21 protein-coding genes, 1 tRNA gene, 2 pseudogenes and 1 riboswitch are annotated in these 16,274 nt (G+C 41.9%); of the genes and pseudogenes, 15 read left to right on the top strand and 9 right to left on the bottom strand.

From position 1 onward, the window contains the following. Nucleotides 1-35 precede the first annotated feature (35 nt). The 5 genes and pseudogenes from SC79_RS01640 (at nt 36) to SC79_RS20860 (ending at nt 2,769) form a co-directional block, all read left to right on the top strand. Nucleotides 36-401: a DUF1433 domain-containing protein gene (locus SC79_RS01640; protein ID WP_039073592.1), complete on the top strand. Its 366-nt coding sequence runs from the start codon at nt 36-38 to the stop codon at nt 399-401. 240 nt (nt 402-641) lie between these two features. Next, the gene (locus tag SC79_RS01635; protein ID WP_039073591.1) at nt 642-1,001 is read left to right on the top strand and encodes a hypothetical protein; all 360 of its coding nucleotides are present in this window, start codon (nt 642-644) and stop codon (nt 999-1,001) included. 174 nt (nt 1,002-1,175) lie between these two features. Continuing rightward, nucleotides 1,176-1,538: a DUF1433 domain-containing protein gene (locus SC79_RS01630; protein ID WP_039073590.1), complete on the top strand. Its 363-nt coding sequence runs from the start codon at nt 1,176-1,178 to the stop codon at nt 1,536-1,538. Nucleotides 1,539-1,779: 241 nt separating this feature from the next. After that, nucleotides 1,780-2,142, top strand: a complete 363-nt coding sequence (locus tag SC79_RS01625; protein ID WP_039073589.1) for a DUF1433 domain-containing protein — start codon at nt 1,780-1,782, stop codon at nt 2,140-2,142. A gap of 265 nt (nt 2,143-2,407) precedes the next feature. Further along, a pseudogene (locus tag SC79_RS20860) lies at nt 2,408-2,769 on the top strand (DUF1433 domain-containing protein). Nucleotides 2,770-2,919: 150 nt separating this feature from the next. Here SC79_RS20860 and SC79_RS21635 read toward each other — a convergent pair. After that, a pseudogene (locus tag SC79_RS21635) lies at nt 2,920-3,099 on the bottom strand (hypothetical protein); the annotation flags it as partial. A gap of 277 nt (nt 3,100-3,376) precedes the next feature. Continuing rightward, nucleotides 3,377-3,449 (bottom strand) — tRNA-Val (locus tag SC79_RS01615). Nucleotides 3,450-3,622: 173 nt separating this feature from the next. On the opposite strand from SC79_RS01615, the gene SC79_RS01610 reads away from it, so the two are divergent. After that, complete coding sequence (locus tag SC79_RS01610) at nt 3,623-4,813, top strand: DUF819 family protein (protein WP_039073588.1); 1,191 nt, start codon at nt 3,623-3,625, stop codon at nt 4,811-4,813. 55 nt (nt 4,814-4,868) lie between these two features. Further along, nucleotides 4,869-5,411, top strand: a complete 543-nt coding sequence (locus SC79_RS01605; RefSeq protein ID WP_039073587.1) for a GNAT family N-acetyltransferase — start codon at nt 4,869-4,871, stop codon at nt 5,409-5,411. A gap of 32 nt (nt 5,412-5,443) precedes the next feature. Here SC79_RS01605 and metC read toward each other — a convergent pair whose 3' ends face one another. Both metC and metI read right to left on the bottom strand, forming a co-directional pair. Continuing rightward, the gene (metC, locus tag SC79_RS01600; protein ID WP_039073586.1) at nt 5,444-6,616 is read right to left on the bottom strand and encodes a cystathionine beta-lyase; all 1,173 of its coding nucleotides are present in this window, start codon (nt 6,614-6,616) and stop codon (nt 5,444-5,446) included. Beyond that, nucleotides 6,609-7,730 carry a cystathionine gamma-synthase/O-acetylhomoserine thiolyase gene (gene metI / locus SC79_RS01595; RefSeq protein ID WP_039073883.1) on the bottom strand — a complete coding sequence of 374 codons (1,122 nt, stop codon included), beginning with the start codon at nt 7,728-7,730 and terminating at the stop codon, nt 6,609-6,611. The genes metC and metI overlap by 8 nt, the downstream gene beginning before the upstream one ends. Before the next feature lie 69 nt (nt 7,731-7,799). Continuing rightward, a riboswitch (SAM riboswitch) is annotated at nt 7,800-7,920 on the bottom strand. Nucleotides 7,921-8,084: 164 nt separating this feature from the next. Between metI and SC79_RS01590 the strand changes: the two genes are divergently transcribed. From SC79_RS01590 to SC79_RS01580, 3 genes are read left to right on the top strand one after another with little or no spacing between them, the layout of a single operon-like run. Continuing rightward, the gene (locus tag SC79_RS01590; RefSeq protein ID WP_039073585.1) at nt 8,085-8,807 is read left to right on the top strand and encodes an esterase family protein; all 723 of its coding nucleotides are present in this window, start codon (nt 8,085-8,087) and stop codon (nt 8,805-8,807) included. A 36-nt stretch (nt 8,808-8,843) separates the two neighbouring features. After that, nucleotides 8,844-9,359: a YjcG family protein gene (locus tag SC79_RS01585; protein WP_039073584.1), complete on the top strand. Its 516-nt coding sequence runs from the start codon at nt 8,844-8,846 to the stop codon at nt 9,357-9,359. A gap of 3 nt (nt 9,360-9,362) precedes the next feature. Continuing rightward, a complete protein-coding gene (locus SC79_RS01580) occupies nt 9,363-9,785 on the top strand; it encodes a GNAT family N-acetyltransferase (protein WP_039073583.1) in 423 nt (140 codons plus the stop codon). Nucleotides 9,786-9,859: 74 nt separating this feature from the next. Here the strand turns inward: SC79_RS01580 and SC79_RS01575 are convergent, their stop codons facing one another. Then, nucleotides 9,860-10,114 (bottom strand): hypothetical protein, encoded by a 255-nt coding sequence (locus SC79_RS01575; protein ID WP_010329415.1) that lies wholly within the window; start codon nt 10,112-10,114, stop codon nt 9,860-9,862. Nucleotides 10,115-10,233: 119 nt separating this feature from the next. Between SC79_RS01575 and SC79_RS01570 the strand changes: the two genes are divergently transcribed. Next, on the top strand, nt 10,234-12,513 hold the full coding sequence (locus SC79_RS01570) for an ATP-dependent helicase (protein ID WP_039073582.1): 2,280 nt from the start codon (nt 10,234-10,236) through the stop codon (nt 12,511-12,513). Nucleotides 12,514-12,583: 70 nt separating this feature from the next. On the opposite strand, the gene SC79_RS01565 is transcribed toward SC79_RS01570, so the two are convergent. From SC79_RS01565 to yjcA, 4 genes are all read right to left on the bottom strand, one after another. Continuing rightward, the gene (locus tag SC79_RS01565) at nt 12,584-12,838 is read right to left on the bottom strand and encodes a stage VI sporulation protein F (protein ID WP_010329414.1); all 255 of its coding nucleotides are present in this window, start codon (nt 12,836-12,838) and stop codon (nt 12,584-12,586) included. A gap of 136 nt (nt 12,839-12,974) precedes the next feature. Continuing rightward, nucleotides 12,975-13,136, bottom strand: coding sequence for a YjcZ family sporulation protein (locus tag SC79_RS01560; protein WP_039073581.1), 162 nt, complete (start codon nt 13,134-13,136; stop codon nt 12,975-12,977). Between the two features lie 83 nt (nt 13,137-13,219). Continuing rightward, the gene (locus tag SC79_RS01555) at nt 13,220-13,426 is read right to left on the bottom strand and encodes a hypothetical protein (RefSeq protein ID WP_039073580.1); all 207 of its coding nucleotides are present in this window, start codon (nt 13,424-13,426) and stop codon (nt 13,220-13,222) included. 280 nt (nt 13,427-13,706) lie between these two features. Continuing rightward, nucleotides 13,707-14,063: a sporulation protein YjcA gene (yjcA, locus tag SC79_RS01550; RefSeq protein WP_039073579.1), complete on the bottom strand. Its 357-nt coding sequence runs from the start codon at nt 14,061-14,063 to the stop codon at nt 13,707-13,709. A 159-nt stretch (nt 14,064-14,222) separates the two neighbouring features. Here yjcA and SC79_RS01545 point away from each other — a divergent pair, with 159 nt between their 5' ends. From SC79_RS01545 to cotY, 4 genes are all read left to right on the top strand, one after another. Then, nucleotides 14,223-14,609 (top strand): spore coat protein, encoded by a 387-nt coding sequence (locus SC79_RS01545; protein ID WP_039073578.1) that lies wholly within the window; start codon nt 14,223-14,225, stop codon nt 14,607-14,609. A 40-nt stretch (nt 14,610-14,649) separates the two neighbouring features. Then, on the top strand, nt 14,650-14,976 hold the full coding sequence (locus SC79_RS01540) for a hypothetical protein (RefSeq protein WP_039073577.1): 327 nt from the start codon (nt 14,650-14,652) through the stop codon (nt 14,974-14,976). An 87-nt stretch (nt 14,977-15,063) separates the two neighbouring features. Beyond that, nucleotides 15,064-15,555: a spore coat protein gene (locus SC79_RS01535; protein ID WP_039073576.1), complete on the top strand. Its 492-nt coding sequence runs from the start codon at nt 15,064-15,066 to the stop codon at nt 15,553-15,555. 151 nt (nt 15,556-15,706) lie between these two features. Continuing rightward, nucleotides 15,707-16,195, top strand: coding sequence for a spore coat protein CotY (gene cotY, locus SC79_RS01530; protein WP_010329406.1), 489 nt, complete (start codon nt 15,707-15,709; stop codon nt 16,193-16,195). The last annotated feature ends 79 nt before the right edge of the window (nt 16,196-16,274 follow it).

Below are 16,274 nucleotides of genomic sequence, written 5' to 3'. Positions count from 1 at the left end.
CCTCATGTAAAATGTAAGACAGAAAGGATGGTTTTATGAAAAAATACATAATTATCCTTATAGCTCTGGTTATTATAACACTTGGAGGGATATTTATGAAGGAACAACACGACAAAAAAATGGAAGCCCAAGAAACTCAGCAAAAGGAAGAATTGTATTCCTTGGCTAAAAAAAGAATGACTGACTTTATTAAAACAAACTATAAAGATATTGAACAAATTGATTACACTAATGATTATGAGGTAAACCCAATGGGTGGCATTGAAATCAATGGTTATCTCAATGGAAATAAGAAAAAAGAAATATGGGGAATCTATGATAAAACTAATGACGAAATAGGATCATTTACTGTAGATGCAACCGAGAAGCCTGAGTGCGAAGATAATGTATGCGAGTATTAAGAATACAACCCCTCACCATAGTGTAGAGGGGTCTTTTATGATTTCTCCATACTTCATCACGAAAAAATACAACAATAATTAAAACAAGTGAAAGAAAATTTTTTCTAACAGAACATTTTATTCTTTCTCAAAACTCATTAGTATTATCTAAGGAAGGTACCTTTCTTAACCCACTTCAAAAAATTAGATTTTAAAAAAAATGATAATCTACTCTCATTATACGGCAAGAAGGATGGTTTTATGAAGAAACCCATAATTATACTTACTACTCTAGCTCTAATAACACTTGGGGGAATATACACGAAACACCAATATGATGAAAAGCAAGAAAAAGTTAAGACTGCAGAACTAGAGCTATTTGATAAAGCTAAAAAACGAATGACTGATTATCTTGAAGCTAACTATAGTAATGTTAATCCAATTAACTTCTCAAAGGATTACGAAATAGATCCTATGGGTGGAATTTCAGTGGAAGGTACATACGGAGAAAAGAAAGAACATTTCTGGGGGCTATATGATAACAGCAATAATAAAATAGGCTTGACTAGAATTGATGCTGAACCAAAACCTGGATGCGAAGATAAAGTATGTGAGTATTAAATATACAGCCCCTCACCATAGTGTAGAGGGGTCCTTTATGCTTTCTCCATACCTCATCAAGGATAAATGCTACAAGTATCAAAATAATTGAAAGAAAAATTTTCTCCACAGTTAATTTAATGTTAAACAAAATATATAAATCCACTCTTATTTTACGGCTAAAAGGATGATTTAATGAAGAAAGCCATAATTATACTTACTACTCTGGCTCTTATAACACTTGCAGGACTGTACATGAAAGAACAACATGACAGAAAAATCGAAGCGCAAGAAGCAAAAAAAGAAGAATTGTATACCTTAGCTAAAAAAAGAATGACTGATTTTATTGAAACAAACTATAAAGATATTGAACAAATTGATTACACTAATGATTATGAGGTAAACCCAATGGGTGGCATTGAAGTCAATGGTTATCTCAATGGAAATAAGAAAAAAGAAATCTGGGGAATTTATGATAAAGGCAATGACAAAATTATATCATTCACTGTGGATGCAACCGAGAAGCCTGAGTGCGAAGATAAATTATGTGAGTATTAAGTATACACCCCCTCACCATAGTGTAGAGGGGGTCTTTTATGATTTCTCCATACCTCATCACGAATAAATACAACAATAATTAAAACAAGTGAAAGAAAATTTTTTCTGACAGAACATTTTATGCTTTCTCAAAACTCATTAGTATTATCTAAGGAAGGTACCTTTCTTAACCCACTTCAATAAATTAGATTTTTCGTATAATGATAGTCTACTCTCATTATACGGCAAGAAGGATGGTTTTATGAAGAAACCCATAATTATACTTACTACTCTAGCTCTAATAACACTTGGGGGAATATACACGAAACACCAATATGATGAAAAGCAAGAAAAAGTTAAGACTGCAGAACTAGAGCTATTTGATAAAGCTAAAAAACGAATGACTGATTACATAAATGCCAACTATAAAGATATAGGTAAAATTGATTTCTCAAACAAATATGAAATAGATCCGATGGGGGGAATTAATGCAGAGGGTTATTTGAATGGTAACAAAGAAAAAGAGTTTTGGGGAATTTATGATAATTCAAATGACACTATAACTTCATCGTATGTTGATGCTAAAGAAAAGCCAGAGTGGAAGGATAAACCATGTGAGTATTAAAACATACCCCCTCACAAATAATGTGAAGGGGTTATGTTCTTGGTCTTTCTTCTCTCCACTTTTTATGCCTTCTCATACCTCATCAAAAATCAACATAACAATAATCAAAACAAGTGAAAGAAAAAATTTTCTCTTACACTAACAGTTTATTGCTTTTCAAAACTCATTAGTATTTTCAAAGGTTCGTATCTTTCTTAATTCTATTCAATAAATTTAAAAAACTATATGTTATTCCAACCACAGTTTAATAAAAAAGGATGGTTTTATGAAAAAGTCCATAATTGTCCTAATAATAACAATTTTTATTTTAACATTTGGGGGGCTATTTATGAAACATAAATATGATGAAAATCGGGAAGCCGGAGCAAAAAAGAAGAATTGTATTCTTTGGCTAAAAAAAGAATGAATGATTTTATTGAAACAAACTATAAAGATATCCAGTCAATTGAATACACCAATGATTATGAAATAAATTCAATGGGTGGTATTTCAATTAATGGCTATTTAAACGGGAACATAGACAAAAAAATTTGGGGAATATACGATAAGGCAAATGATGAAGTTGGAGTATTCAAAGTAAATGCTACCCGAAAACCCGAATGCAAAGATAAGGTATGCGAGTATTAAGTAAAAAAATGCTCTATCCAGTTAAGCATTCAGCTTGTAGAGAAAACTTTGTTTTGTACTGTTTCTTTGGGTTTTCAGCTGATTTCAAAAACTGAAAAAGAGCTCCACAGACCTAGCCCTGCTTGTCTAGGTAAACTCATTTATGGCGTCCTGATCTTGTAGAGCTTCTTTCCGTTTTGTATTGCTGCGATCTTTAATGAATTCATCTAATGCTTCCTGTTGTTCTTGGAGCTATTTCTTCAGGTCTTTGAATTGAGCTTTCGCTTCGTCAGAATCATCCATTGAAAGCTTATTAATTTTATCTTTGGTTTCCTGGATGGCTTGATTCTTTTAGTTACTTCTGATACTCAGCCTTCATCTTCTTTGTCGATTTCATGTCGCTTTCCAGTAATCAAACTACATTCGATAGATATGGCCATGTAACAAAAAATCAGCTGATGAGACAGCTGAACTATTCAACAATGTTGACCCTAAAAAGAGATATGGTCAATGAATTTTGAAGCCGCTTTATCAAGTTCGCCTACAGTTTGCCAACAACTCGCGAATTTGATAAACCGGCTTTATTAAAGCAAAGTAAAAAACCCTTGCTGCGCAAGGGTTTAAGCTATGATTCCGACTGGGCTCGAACCAGCGACCTCTACCCTGTCAAGGTAGCGCTCTCCCAGCTGAGCTACGGAATCATGATATGTAAGTGTTGCTGGGTATGTTATTGTCTTTCTGACAAGTTCTATTATATAACCTCCTCCCCTATTCGTCAACAGCTTTTTTAGAAAAACTTTTTTTCGGACTTGCTGTTCTGTTCATCGGCTATTATAATATGTCTTAATTTTCTAATAATAGAGGTGATAGAGGATTGCATTTTTTGATTTCTTCTGATGATGTTTGGGTTTTGTGGGGATTTATTGCGGTGTGGGCAGCAGTGAGCATCGGGCTGGAGCAGCGCTTTAAGTGGGCGTCCGCTGTGTCTGGCGCTATCATTGCGCTTTTAGGTGCTATGGTGTTTACAAATATAGGAGTTCTTCCTGTTGAATCGCCTGTATATGATACTGTTTGGTCTTATGTGGTGCCGCTGGCGATTCCCCTTTTGCTGTTTCAGATCAATGTGCGGCAGATTTTCAAGGAAAGCAGGCGTTTGCTGTTTATTTTTCTGATTAGCTCCGTCGGAACTGTGCTTGGGAGCGTCCTTGCTTTTTTTCTGTTCAATCAGCATATTCCTTACCTCGATAAAATCGGCGGAATGATCAGCGCTTCTTATATCGGCGGCGGGATCAATTTTGCGGCGATGGCGGCGAAATTTGAGACGCCGGGGGAATATGTGTCGGCTGCCGTTGTGGCTGATAATATTATGATGGCGCTTTTGTTTTTGATCTTAATCAGCATTCCTGCAGTGAAATGGTTTCAGCGGCATTATGCTATGCCGTTTGAAGAAAAAGTGAAAGCCGATGGAAAGAGCGGAAACAGTGCAGAAAGCTATTGGAAACGGAAGGACATTTCTTTAAAGGATATCGCTTTTAATACCGGTGCTGCTTTTGCGCTTGTTGCGGCTAGTGTGAAGATTTCCGGCTATTTTAAGAGCCTTTTTTCTCATCCCCTGTTAACCGGAACGCTTGGCGATCAATATCTAATGCTTACGTCTTTAACGGTTCTTATCATTTTTCTTTTCCCGCGTTTTTTTGAAAGGCTGAATGGATCTCAGGAGCTTGGAACCTTTTTGATTTATTTGTTTTTTGTGGTGATTGGCATTCCTGCAGATTTGCGCTTAATCGTCACCAATGCGCCTCTTATTCTATTATTTGTCTTAGTTGTTGCGATCAGCAATTTAACTGTTTCCTTAGCCGTCGGAAAATTATTCCGCGTGCGGTTTGAGGAAATTCTGCTCGCTGTCAACGCTGCTGTCGGGGGGCCTACGACCGCAGCTGCGATGGCAATTGCCAAGGGATGGCGGGAACTTGTCGCCCCGATCATGCTTGTTGGTACGCTCGGCTACTTAATTGGGAACTATGTCGGCACCTTTATGGGAAACTGGTTTTCTTCTTTTTTATAAAAAGGATAATTGCAGTTTCCTTAGAATAATGTAAGAAGATTGGGGAGATTACTGTATGCTAAAAGGAAAAAACATCTATGTAAGACCTTTAGAAGTAAAGGATGCGGAAGAAAATCTGCGACTGCAAAGCGAAAATCAGGATTTCTTTGAACAGTTCTCCATGATACGCGCAGACGATTACTATACGGTTGAGGGGCAAAGAAAAAGAATAGCAGAGTATCAGCAAAGACTGGAGAAAGATGAAGAGTATCATTTCGGCATTTTCACTGCGTCAGACAATACATTAATCGGCACGGTTTCGCTCTTTCAAATCATCCGCGGGGCGCTGCAAACGGCGTTCATCGGGTATTTTTTAGACAAAGCCCATAATGGAAAGGGCCTGATGACAGAGGCCGTCAAATTGATTGTTGATTTTGCGTTTCACGAATTGAAACTGCACCGTATTGAAGCCGGTGTGATGCCCCGCAACCTCGGGTCCATGCGTGTATTGGAAAAAGCAGGATTTCATAAAGAGGGCATCGCCCGAAAAAATGTGAAAATCAACGGCGTTTGGGAGGATCATCAAGTCCTCGCGATTCTTAATCCTGATGATGAATAACAAAAGAAGCCGGGGCCATCCCCGGCTTCTTTTTATCGAACCGCCACTGGCGCAATTTCTTTCAGCGCTTGTGCGAAATCACGTTCTAAATCGTCTGCATGTTCGACTCCCACGCTAAGACGGAGCAGGCCGTCTGTGATGCCGCGTTTTTCACGCTCTTCCTTAGGCATTGCCGCGTGAGACATCGTTGCCGGATAAGACAAAATCGATTCCACGGCGCCGAGGCTTACAGCAAAGACCGGAAGTGATACATTCTCTACTAATTTCTTAACGGCATCTTTGCTTTCAAGCTCAAATGATAGCACGGCGCCCGCTCCCGCCGACTGGCCTTGATGAATGTCAGCGCCCGGATGATCAGCCAGCCCCGGATAATACACGCGTTTCACCGCCGGATGCTCCTGGAAAAATTCCGCAAGCCGCTGCGCTGTTTGGCTTGCTTTTTCTAAGCGGACCTGCAATGTTTTTAATCCGCGCAGCACAAGCCAGCAATCTTGCACGCCAAGGACGGCGCCGAATGCGTTTTGCAGCTTATACAGCTGCTTTCCAAGCTCTTCATCCTTGACAGCAGCCAGGCCTGAGAGCACATCGCTGTGTCCGCTCAAGAACTTTGTTGCGCTGTGAAGCACAATATCCACGCCGAGATCAAGCGGCCGCTGCAGTGCCGGTGTCATGAAGGTATTGTCCAGAAAGGTCAAACAGCCGTTTTCTTTTGCGAGCTGAACCACCGCTTTTATATCAGTAATCCCAAGTGTCGGATTTGACGGTGTTTCCATATAAATGACCTTCGTGTTTGGTTTGATATTCCGCGCCACTTCATTAATGTCCGTCATGTCGACAAACGTATGCTCAATGCCAAACCGTGTCAGCACCTCTGTCACCATGCGGAAGGTTCCGCCGTATACATCTTCTGTCACAAGAACGTGATCGCCCTGTGACAGAAGTAAAAATGCTGTCGAGATCGCAGCCATGCCTGAGCTAAAAGCCAATCCTCTCGTTCCGCCTTCCAGTGCGGCAATGGTTTCTTCGAGAGCTGTTCTTGTCGGCGTGCCTGAGCGGCTGTAGTCATATGCGCCAAACTCTTCAAATGAAGATTGATGAAATGTTGATGCATGCTGGATCGGCACACTGACGGCCCCTGTTGAACCGTCTGTTTTAAATGGATTGTGCACGAGCTGGGTTTCCAGCGTCCAATTGTGATTACTCAAATGAAACAGCTCCCTCTTTGACCTGACATAACGCCTGTTTTAGGTCTTCTTTTAAATCTTCCGCATGTTCAATTCCGACCGAAAAGCGCAGCAGACGATTGCAGACCCCGTTTGCGATACGGATGTCTTCAGGAATATCCATGTGCGTCTGTGTGGCTGGATATGTAATAAAGCTCTCCACCCCGCCGAGGCTTTCCGCAAAACAAATGGTCTTCAGCGCTTTTAAAAACGGGTTCACCCACTCTTCTTTTTGCAGACGGAAGGACAGCATGCCGCCTTTTCCGGGATACAGCACATCCGCAATTTCTTCCTGCTCTTCTAAAAACGCCGCAAGCTCCTGCGCGTTTGCCTGATGCTGGCGCATTCTGAGGCTCAGCGTCTTCATTCCTCTCATGAGAAGCCATGAATCAAATGGAGGCAGGACAGCGCCGATGGCATTTTGGTGTTGAAACATTTCTTCTCCAAGCTGTTCATCTTTCACAACGACAAGCCCCGCAAGCAGGTCGTTATGCCCGCCTAAATACTTGGTTGCACTGTGTATCACAATGTCGGCTCCCAGCTCAAGCGGCTGCTGCAAGACCGGTGTGTAAAATGTATTATCAACGATCAGCAGAAGACCGTGCTCTTTTGTGATCTGGGCGATCTTTTCAATGTCCGCCTCCTGCATGAGCGGATTTGTCGGTGTTTCCACAAATACCGCTTTTGTATTCGGCGTTATCTTGGAGCGTAAACAGTCTTCGTCGCTGAAATCATCATAATGAAAGGTCAAGCCGTATTTTTTCCATTCATTTTCAAACAAGCGGTACGTGCCGCCATATAGGTCGGATGAAACGATCAGTTCGTCTCCGCTTTTAAATAGCGCCATAATTGTTTGGATGGCCGCCATTCCCGAACTGAAGGCAAGCCCTCTCGCTCCGTTCTCTAAGCTGGCGATCGCGTCCTCCACAAGCTGGCGTGTCGGGTTTTTTGTGCGGACATAATCAAATCCGGTTGATTCACCGATCCCTCTGTGGCGGTATGCTGTTGATAAATAAATAGGAGGACTCACTGTCCCCGTTACTTCGTCGCTTCGGTTCCCGATTTGGGCTAATTTCGTTTCAACATGCTGTGACATATAGCTGACACCTTCCCTTTTCAAAATAAAAAACCCCTTCTTCATAAGAAGAAGGGGTTTAAACGCTTCCTCTTATCTTCCAAGCATAAAACGCTTGCTGGATTTAGCACCTTGGCACTTTGCACATATGCAAAACAGGCCGGTTGCTGAGGTTTCTAAGGGCCAGTCCCTCCACCTCTCACGATAAGAAATATCGATTTCAATTTTCTGATTGTTTTATATTAACTTAATTCGCAGTATATTTCAATACTTTTTTCTTCGAGTTCCGAACGGTTTAAAGAGAGAAATTTCTAATAATTCATGGTACAATAATGGAAAATGCGAGAAAGTCTAGTTGTCCTGGAGGAATGTATTATGACACCGAAAAACGGCACCGTGCAAGAAAAGACATTGTTTTCGAAAGAGCTTAACGAGGAAATGACATTGCTCGTTTATCTGCCGTCTAACTACTCCCCACTTTATAAATACCATGTCATAATCGCGCAGGACGGCCACGATTATTTCAGGCTGGGGAGAATTGGCAGGCAAGTCGAGGAATTGCTGTCCAAACGTGAAATTGACCGGAGTATTATTATCGGCGTGCCTTATAAGGATGTTGATGAACGCAGAAAAACCTATCATCCGGAAGGCTCCAAATTTTCGGCGTATAAACGGTTCATCGCCCATGAGCTCGTACCGTTTGCGGATGATGAGTATCCTACTTATCATGTCGGCTACGGACGCACGCTGATCGGCGATTCGCTGGGAGCGACCATATCGCTCATGACAGCACTCGATTATCCGAATATGTTCGGAAACATTATTATGCAGTCTCCCTATGTTGACAAGCATGTATTGGAGGCCGTGAAGCAATCGGACAATATCGAACACCTCTCTATTTATCACCAAATCGGCACGAAAGAAACTGACGTCCACACGACTGACGGGAACATTCTGGACTTTACAGAACCGAACCGTGAGCTGAAACAGTTGCTGGAGAAGAAGCTTTCAGATTATGAGTATGAGCCATTTGAAGGAGACCACAAATGGACATACTGGCAGCCGCTTATCACGCCGGCTCTGAAAAAAATGCTTTAATACTCAATCATACTTTATTTCCAGGAGGGACATAATATGAAATACGGAATCGTTTTATTTCCATCAAAAAAACTCCAAGACCTTGCGAACTCATACAGAAAGCGCTATGATCCGAGCTATTCCTTGATCCCGCCCCATATGACGCTGAGATCATCGTTTGAATTGGCGGAGGAGAAAGCCGATCAGCTAGTATCACATCTGAGAGCCATCGCAAGGGAGTCCCATCCGGTCGTTCTGAAATTGACAAAATACAGCTCATTTGCGCCTGTCAATAATGTCATTTACATCAAAGCAGAACCGACGGAAGAATTAAAAACACTCAATGAAAAACTATACACCGGTGTGCTGGCTGGTGAACAGGAATACGCTTTTGTCCCGCATGTGACGGTCGGCCAAAATCTTTCCGACGATGAGCATTCGGATGTTCTGGGACAATTAAAAATGCAGGAAGTGTCGCATGAAGAAATCATTGATCGTTTTCACTTACTTTACCAGCTTGAAAACGGATCATGGACCGTATATGAAACCTTTTTGCTAGGCAAAGGAGAATAATATTTGGAAGCAGTTATCGCAAAAAATGAACAACAAATGAAAGACGCATTTTATGTAAGAGAAGAAGTCTTTGTCAAAGAACAAAACGTGCCTGTTGAAGAAGAAATTGACGAACTTGAAAATGAGTCGGAGCATATCGTCGTATATGACGGCGAAAAGCCTGTCGGTGCCGGAAGATGGCGTATGAAGGACGGCTGCGGAAAGTTAGAGCGGATTTGCGTATTGAAAAGCCACCGCTCCTCCGGTGTCGGCGGCATCATTATGAAAGCGCTCGAAAAAGCGGCTGCGGACGGCGGCGCTTCCGGCTTCATGTTAAACGCGCAAACGCATGCTGTGCCGTTTTACAAAAAACACGGGTATCGTGTGATTTCTGAAAAAGAATTCCTCGATGCCGGCATTCCCCACGTACAAATGATGAAAGACTAAACAGCATCCGGGTCTATTAAGATCCGGATTTTTTCAAGCACTTAAAAAACCGTTCTTTGGATGCGAACGGTTTTTTATACATATCGATTAATATATGTGCCCATCCCTTTTTCTCGCAACATCTTATAAAGAGAGCGCTTACGTTTCATCTCGTTCACTTTTCTTTCAGCGGCCGTTTGATTCTCCTGCTGTTTCTCCAGTTCCTTGTATACCCGCTGAAATGGAACATAGTTGATTTTTTCGGTTCCGGCGTAATCCTGCTTATGACCGATCGTTCGATTTGCATATTGAGCGTATTGCTGGTTTTGAATGTGACCTGCATATATCATACGATACCCACCCTTCTGCTATCTCTTTTCCCTTAAACATACTTTTTGAAACACGTTTCTTTTGTTATGATAGTCTTTGTCTGTATTGAACACCTTTTTTTGATTGGGAGGACCCCTTTTTGAAATGCGCCCGACTGAATGATCGAACGATACATTTACATACATATTCGAGAGAACACTATCAATTCCTCTTTGAAGAAGGAATAAAAGGACATTTAGTTTGTTCTCATTGCGGAAAACCCGTTTTGTTAAGACTCAACATCGTTGATCCTCCGGAGTTTATCCACCGCCAGCCAGGCCACTTTCCGGCATGTGAAGAGGCCTGCGGAACGCAACCCGCTCAAGAGGAGAAAACAGAAGAGTATCAGGAATCCGGTGTCTTTCGTTTGCCCAAGGGAAAAGCGATTGCCGCTGACTCGTCTCCAGCTGTCACAGAATGGCAGCGGCCAAGAAGCATTAAACCCGGAACAGCATTTGTCCAAAAAACAATAGAACCTGATACGAGCCTTTTTCCGTCTGTCGGTTTGAACACGGATCAGTTGAAAGCTGTCACGGAAACAGAAGGCCCGCTGCTTGTGCTTGCAGGTGCGGGAAGCGGAAAAACACGCGTGCTGACGGCTCGTGCCGCCCATATGATCGAACATTTAGGCATAGCGCCGGAAAATATGCTGCTTGTCACCTTTACGACAAAAGCCGTCGCCGAAATGAAAGAGCGCATGGCGAAGCAGTACGGATTACAGCCGGCAAAAGTCAGAAGACTTGTCACCGGAACATTCCACAGCTTCTTTTATAAAATCTTGTATCACTATGATTCTGCCAAATGGAACGGCGAGCATTTGCTGAAAATGGAGTGGCAGCGGGAACAATATATCAAAAAAGCCCTCTATGAAGAAGGCATAGATGAAAAAGAGTTCCCCGTTGATCAGGCGCTGCAGCAGATCGGCTTTTGGAAAAACACTTATGTGCCGAATGAACGTATCCCTTTACAAGATGAGTGGGAAAAACAAGTCTATCGATTATATGAACATTATGAACGCCAGAAAAAAGAAAACAACCAATTTGACTTTGATGACATGGCTTCTGCCTGCTACGAATTGTTTATCAATCAGCCGGATCTTCTGGAACAATATCAATCTCGGTTTACTTATATATTGATTGATGAGTTTCAGGACATTAACCCGGTTCAATATAAAATCATGCAGATGCTCGCCAGCCCTGAGCAAAACCTGTGCTGCGTCGGTGATGACGATCAGTCTATCTACGCGTTTCGCGGAAGCAATCCATCTTTTATTCTTGATTTTCAGAAGGATTTTCCCGGAGCGAAAACGATTTATTTAACCGCAAACTACCGGTCAACACACCCAATCGTTTCCAGTGCTGATATCGTTGTGAAAAAGAACAAAAACAGATATGCCAAAATGCTTGAAGCCGCGCGCGATGACGTCCAGGTCCCTATGCTGTTTTATCCTTATGACGAAGAAGAAGAGGCCACAATGGTCGTATCCGATATCAAAGAAAAAATTCAAAACGGAGCAGCCCCTGAAGACTTTGCGGTTCTCTACCGCACAAACAGCGGAGGCCGCGCCATATATGAAAGGCTTCATCATTCGTCAATTCCTTATACAGCTGACCGCGGTGTCCAATCGTTTTACAGCAGACGCATTGTCCGCCAGATTCTCGCATACTTGTACGCCAGCCAAAATGAGGATGACACTGAGGCGGTTAAGCACTTGCTGCCTGCCTTGTTCTTAAAGCAATCCGCTTTGAACACACTGAAGGCGCTCTCGATTACCGAGGACTGCTCGATGATTAAAGCGCTGGCCAAGCTCCCTGATCTGAAGCCGTTCCAGCTCAATAAAATCAAGAAGATCGTGCCATTTTTCGCAAGCCTCCGCACGATGAAGCCGGTTGAGGCAATTACCTTCGCCGAAGGAAAAATGGGCTTCTCCGAGTATTTAAAAAAACGGGGAAACGAAGGCAACAAGCTGGAAAAAGGCTCCGATGACCTGCGTGACATTAAAGTCGTCGCCAAAAAATTCAAAACCATTCCTGACTTTCTCGCCCACGTAGACCATATGAGGGCCGCCGAGAAAAACAAGACGGATGAAAACGGCGTTCAGCTGATGACCATTCACCGCTCAAAAGGCCTTGAATTCAAAACGGTTTACGTGTTAGGCGCGGTTGACGGCTCGATACCGCACGATTTCTCACTAGAAACAGCGAGAAAAGGCGATGAAGCGGCTCTTGAGGAAGAAAGACGACTATTATATGTAGCCATGACCCGGGCCGAACAGCATTTATATTTGTCTTGTCCCGCCAACAGACGCGGCAAAACAGCCCACCGCTCAAGATTTTTGTATCCTCTTTTACAGCAAGTAAGACAGCCCTTGCATAACTAACAGCCCGGCAGTGATCTGCCGGGTCTTTTCTGTAAAAAAAGCCCGCTGAAAAGTCAGCCAGGCCATCCGCTTATTTGTTATCCAGCATTTTAGAAATAGTTCCAAAATCAAGCTTTTCTTTACCGCTTGTAATCGATTGAACAATTTTATCTTCTAATTCTTTTGGCACGCGTCTGTTTGCCAGCTGTGCGACACGGCTAATCACGCTGCGCACTGTGTTTTCATCTTTAAAATTGGCGTTTTGAAGAGAGCCGGCAAGATTCATGACATCCTTCATATTGACGCCTGTTTTCTTTTCAATGTTCTTAAAAAATTGATTATCCATAATGCGCCTCCTTTTGGCGGAGTGATACGGTATTATATGAACACCAATGAGTGATGTGCTTTTCCATTCCAGTTGTTTCCTAGAATCATTTACAGACTGCAAGGAAGCGCGGCTTTCCCGCACTTCCTCTAATGTTTTAGCAGAAATAAGATGCACCTACGATGATAAGGAGAATGAACAATACGACTAGAAGAACAAATGTTGAACCGTAGCCGCCGCCGTAGCCGCCAGCATAACCGCCATAACAGCCGCCGCCGTAGCCGCCGTAGCCGCCGCCAAATCCGTATCCAAAGCCCATAGTTAAGCACCTCCTTTACTCTCTCTATACACTATGTGAGCCGCTTCAATCGGTTTGGATATACGCATAGGGCGATTGCGGATTTATGATTGTCCGTACTGGTCCTGGCGTTTTTTAAGGAGGGATTCGGTTTTTTCTGCCAGCTCTTCAATTTCCTCTTCAAACGCCAAACCAGCTTCGTCAAATGCATCCAAGTCTTTTCTGATGCGGCTCATGATGCCTTCATGCTCTTTTTGCTTTTGTTCGTGAGGTTCATATTTGCCTTCAATCCATTTTTCGAACTCATTCACTAATATCCCCCCGCTTATGATATATGCTGAATGGGACCGCTCCGTTAAAAAACAAAAAACCGGAGACCCCCGGTTTTCGTTGTCAGGCTATTGAGGCTTTTTCTTTTTATTTCCGCACCCGCAGCCTTTCTTTTTGATCTTTTTTGTTTGATGCAACGAATTTTTATGTGGAGTTTTTTGGGAAGGTTTATTGGCTTGATTCATGTCGTTCCCTTCCTTTCCTTATGTCATATATGCTACTTTATGCGTATTCTTGAAGAAAGTTGCTGGTGGCAACGCCTCATTCTTGCAGCCATTTTGATACGAGTGTTTCTATAATGCCGGCAAGACCGGCGATCGCCAGCAGCAAAATCAGCCACTGTGCCACTTGCGGGATCAAAGCATGGCACAAAATCAAAAAACCGGCGCACCACACGCCTGTACACCAGTAGCAGCTCAGCAATTCACCAACAAAGGCCCTGATGCCAGTCCCCTTGATGACAATATACGTTTCCACGTTCCCGTCCGCATCCTTTTCTTCCTTCTCTTCATGAAACAGGCTGCGAAGCGGCGCCATAATCGTGTCAAACACCAGCAAGCGCGCGAGCCGGAAGACCGCAAGCGAAAGAAGAGCAATTGTCAGCCCGTTGATAACCACTTGTTCACTCCTTTGCCAATCATGATCCCTTCACATATATGCAAAAACCCTATTCTTCATGAATTGTATCTTGTCCGGCGCAAAATTGGTTGTTTTTCTTATTCCGCTCTGCACCCCATTTGCATTATATAGAGTATGGATAAGAAAGGAGTGAAGGTTATGTCGATTGAAGAAAAAGTTGAATCCCTGCATCCTGCAATATATGAAAAATTGACAAATGAATTTATTCAGCAGATTGAAATCATTGATTGCGAAAATATAATCATTGACACGACTCATCTTACATCCGCCCTTTCTATACAAGCAACACTATCAGCAATGCTCTTTTTGGCTATACAACTTGTCGTCACTGATGAAGACTTGGCTGATACAATTGCCAGCGAACTTCTCATTTTTGATAAAAATCAAATCAAAAAAAGAACAACAATAAAAATTATAAACAGCCGGAATATCAGAGTCACTCTGCTTTCTGATCAAACAATAACCTTTATTCAAATGTTAACCCAGGTAATCGACAATTTTCTCATTGCATCCGGCATCCTTTAACTCTTTCTTTTTCCAAAACTACAAATCGAGGTGAAAACAAATGTCAGATAATGAAAAACTGAAAGAAGAACTATCAAAACTTCCTGCAGTTGATCCTATGACAAAGATGCTTGTAGACAATGTTCTAAAAAAACATGGTGTAACAAAAGATAAAATGAAAAAATTATCAGATGAAGAAAAAGAAACATTTTTAAAAATGCTTAATGATGTAAAAGAAAAGGCTCAAGCTTTAGTAGATAACCAAAATAAAAATAACAATAAAACAATAACTGAGAAGAATATCCAAAGAACTGAAAAACAAAACACCCGTAGAGAGCAATTACTCCAACAACTAAAACAGAAACGACAAAATAAAAAAGAACAATAAAAATGGTGAAAAGAACCAAGATGAATGCCTCAATCAAAAAGGAATGAACTCTCATTTAATAAAAGTAAACGAAAAGGAGGAATAAACATGGAAAGCAGACCTTATTCATGGGTAGCTCTGGATCCTGATTGTGATCACCCAAGAGAAATAAAGGAAGAGAAAAAATGTGATGGTTGCTGCAACCTAAAGAATTTCGGTTTTAACGATGCCTTTGTTGATCAAGATTCCATTCAAGCTCATCTGAACAAACAAATCTCCGAAGAAATGATTATTATTAGAGATTCTTGCGATGTCAATGTCCAATCAGTTGATACTCAAGCCGTAACATCAGTATTTGTTTCCATTAATGCCTTAGTTGTAATCGTTACATTAGCAGTCATTACAGATGAAACTCTTGCCGAACTTGTTGCACAAGATTTATTACAGCTCACAGAAAATAAACAAATCAATAAACAAAAAGTGCTTATCGATAACTCAAGATGCGTTAATGTCTCTACATTAGATCAAGACACAGCAACTTTAGTAACAGTCTTAGTCAATGCTCTTGTTGCAGTTTTTGCAACACTAATTGTTCTCTAGAACCTAAAAGCAGAGCTAAAAACGCTCTGCTTTTTCTTATTTTCCAAGCATATGATGAATATATAGACGTTCACCCACACCAAGTGGGGCACGGGTACATATGTTGTTAAGGACTAAAGTCAAATACCCTATAAAGAAGGAGCTGAAATCAATGAGCTGCGGAAAAACCCATGGCCGGCATGAGAACTGTGTATGCGATGCAGTGGAAAAGATTTTAGCAGAGCAGGAGGCAGTTGAGGAACAGTGTCCTACTGGCTGCTATACAAACCTTTTGAATCCGACAATTGCAGGTAAAGACACAATTCCGTTTCTCTTGTTTGATAAAAAAGGCGGATTGTTCTCCACTTTCGGAAACGTGGGGGGATTTGTGGATGATATGCAATGCTTTGAGTCCATTTTCTTCCGCGTTGAAAAATTATGTGATTGCTGTGCAACACTGTCTATTTTACGCCCGGTCGATGTCAAAGGCGATACCTTAAGTGTTTGCCATCCTTGCGACCCGGATTTCTTTGGGCTTGAAAAAACAGATTTTTGCATCGAAGTGGATCTCGGATGCTTCTGTGCCATTCAGTGCCTGTCACCGGAGCTAGTTGACAGAACATCCCCTAACAGAGACAAAAAGCATCATCACAATGGATAAACACTTGTAAAGAGGAATCCCCTTCCAAACTCTATTACAGGTGCAAATCATTCAGCTGCTTCCGGCGTGAGGCAGCTGA

Source organism: Bacillus sp. MSP13, assembly GCF_000815295.1.
In the GTDB taxonomy this organism is placed as follows: Bacteria; Bacillota; Bacilli; order Bacillales; family Bacillaceae; genus Bacillus; species Bacillus vallismortis.
Note: the sequence above shows the minus strand (reverse complement) of the source record. Positions and strands in the feature narration are given on the sequence as shown.

Coding starts and splice junctions, on each gene's coding strand:
- SC79_RS01640 (WP_039073592.1), top strand. CDS start 36: ATGAAAAAATACATAATTATCCTTATAGCTCTGGTTATTATAACACTT.
- SC79_RS01635 (WP_039073591.1), top strand. CDS start 642: ATGAAGAAACCCATAATTATACTTACTACTCTAGCTCTAATAACACTT.
- SC79_RS01630 (WP_039073590.1), top strand. CDS start 1,176: ATGAAGAAAGCCATAATTATACTTACTACTCTGGCTCTTATAACACTT.
- SC79_RS01625 (WP_039073589.1), top strand. CDS start 1,780: ATGAAGAAACCCATAATTATACTTACTACTCTAGCTCTAATAACACTT.
- SC79_RS01605 (WP_039073587.1), top strand. CDS start 4,869: ATGCTAAAAGGAAAAAACATCTATGTAAGACCTTTAGAAGTAAAGGAT.
- metI (WP_039073883.1), bottom strand. CDS start 7,730: ATGTCACAGCATGTTGAAACGAAATTAGCCCAAATCGGGAACCGAAGC.
- SC79_RS01590 (WP_039073585.1), top strand. CDS start 8,085: ATGACACCGAAAAACGGCACCGTGCAAGAAAAGACATTGTTTTCGAAA.
- SC79_RS01585 (WP_039073584.1), top strand. CDS start 8,844: ATGAAATACGGAATCGTTTTATTTCCATCAAAAAAACTCCAAGACCTT.
- SC79_RS01575 (WP_010329415.1), bottom strand. CDS start 10,114: ATGATATATGCAGGTCACATTCAAAACCAGCAATACGCTCAATATGCA.
- SC79_RS01565 (WP_010329414.1), bottom strand. CDS start 12,838: ATGGATAATCAATTTTTTAAGAACATTGAAAAGAAAACAGGCGTCAAT.
- SC79_RS01560 (WP_039073581.1), bottom strand. CDS start 13,136: ATGGGCTTTGGATACGGATTTGGCGGCGGCTACGGCGGCTACGGCGGC.
- SC79_RS01545 (WP_039073578.1), top strand. CDS start 14,223: ATGTCGATTGAAGAAAAAGTTGAATCCCTGCATCCTGCAATATATGAA.
- SC79_RS01540 (WP_039073577.1), top strand. CDS start 14,650: ATGTCAGATAATGAAAAACTGAAAGAAGAACTATCAAAACTTCCTGCA.
- SC79_RS01535 (WP_039073576.1), top strand. CDS start 15,064: ATGGAAAGCAGACCTTATTCATGGGTAGCTCTGGATCCTGATTGTGAT.
- cotY (WP_010329406.1), top strand. CDS start 15,707: ATGAGCTGCGGAAAAACCCATGGCCGGCATGAGAACTGTGTATGCGAT.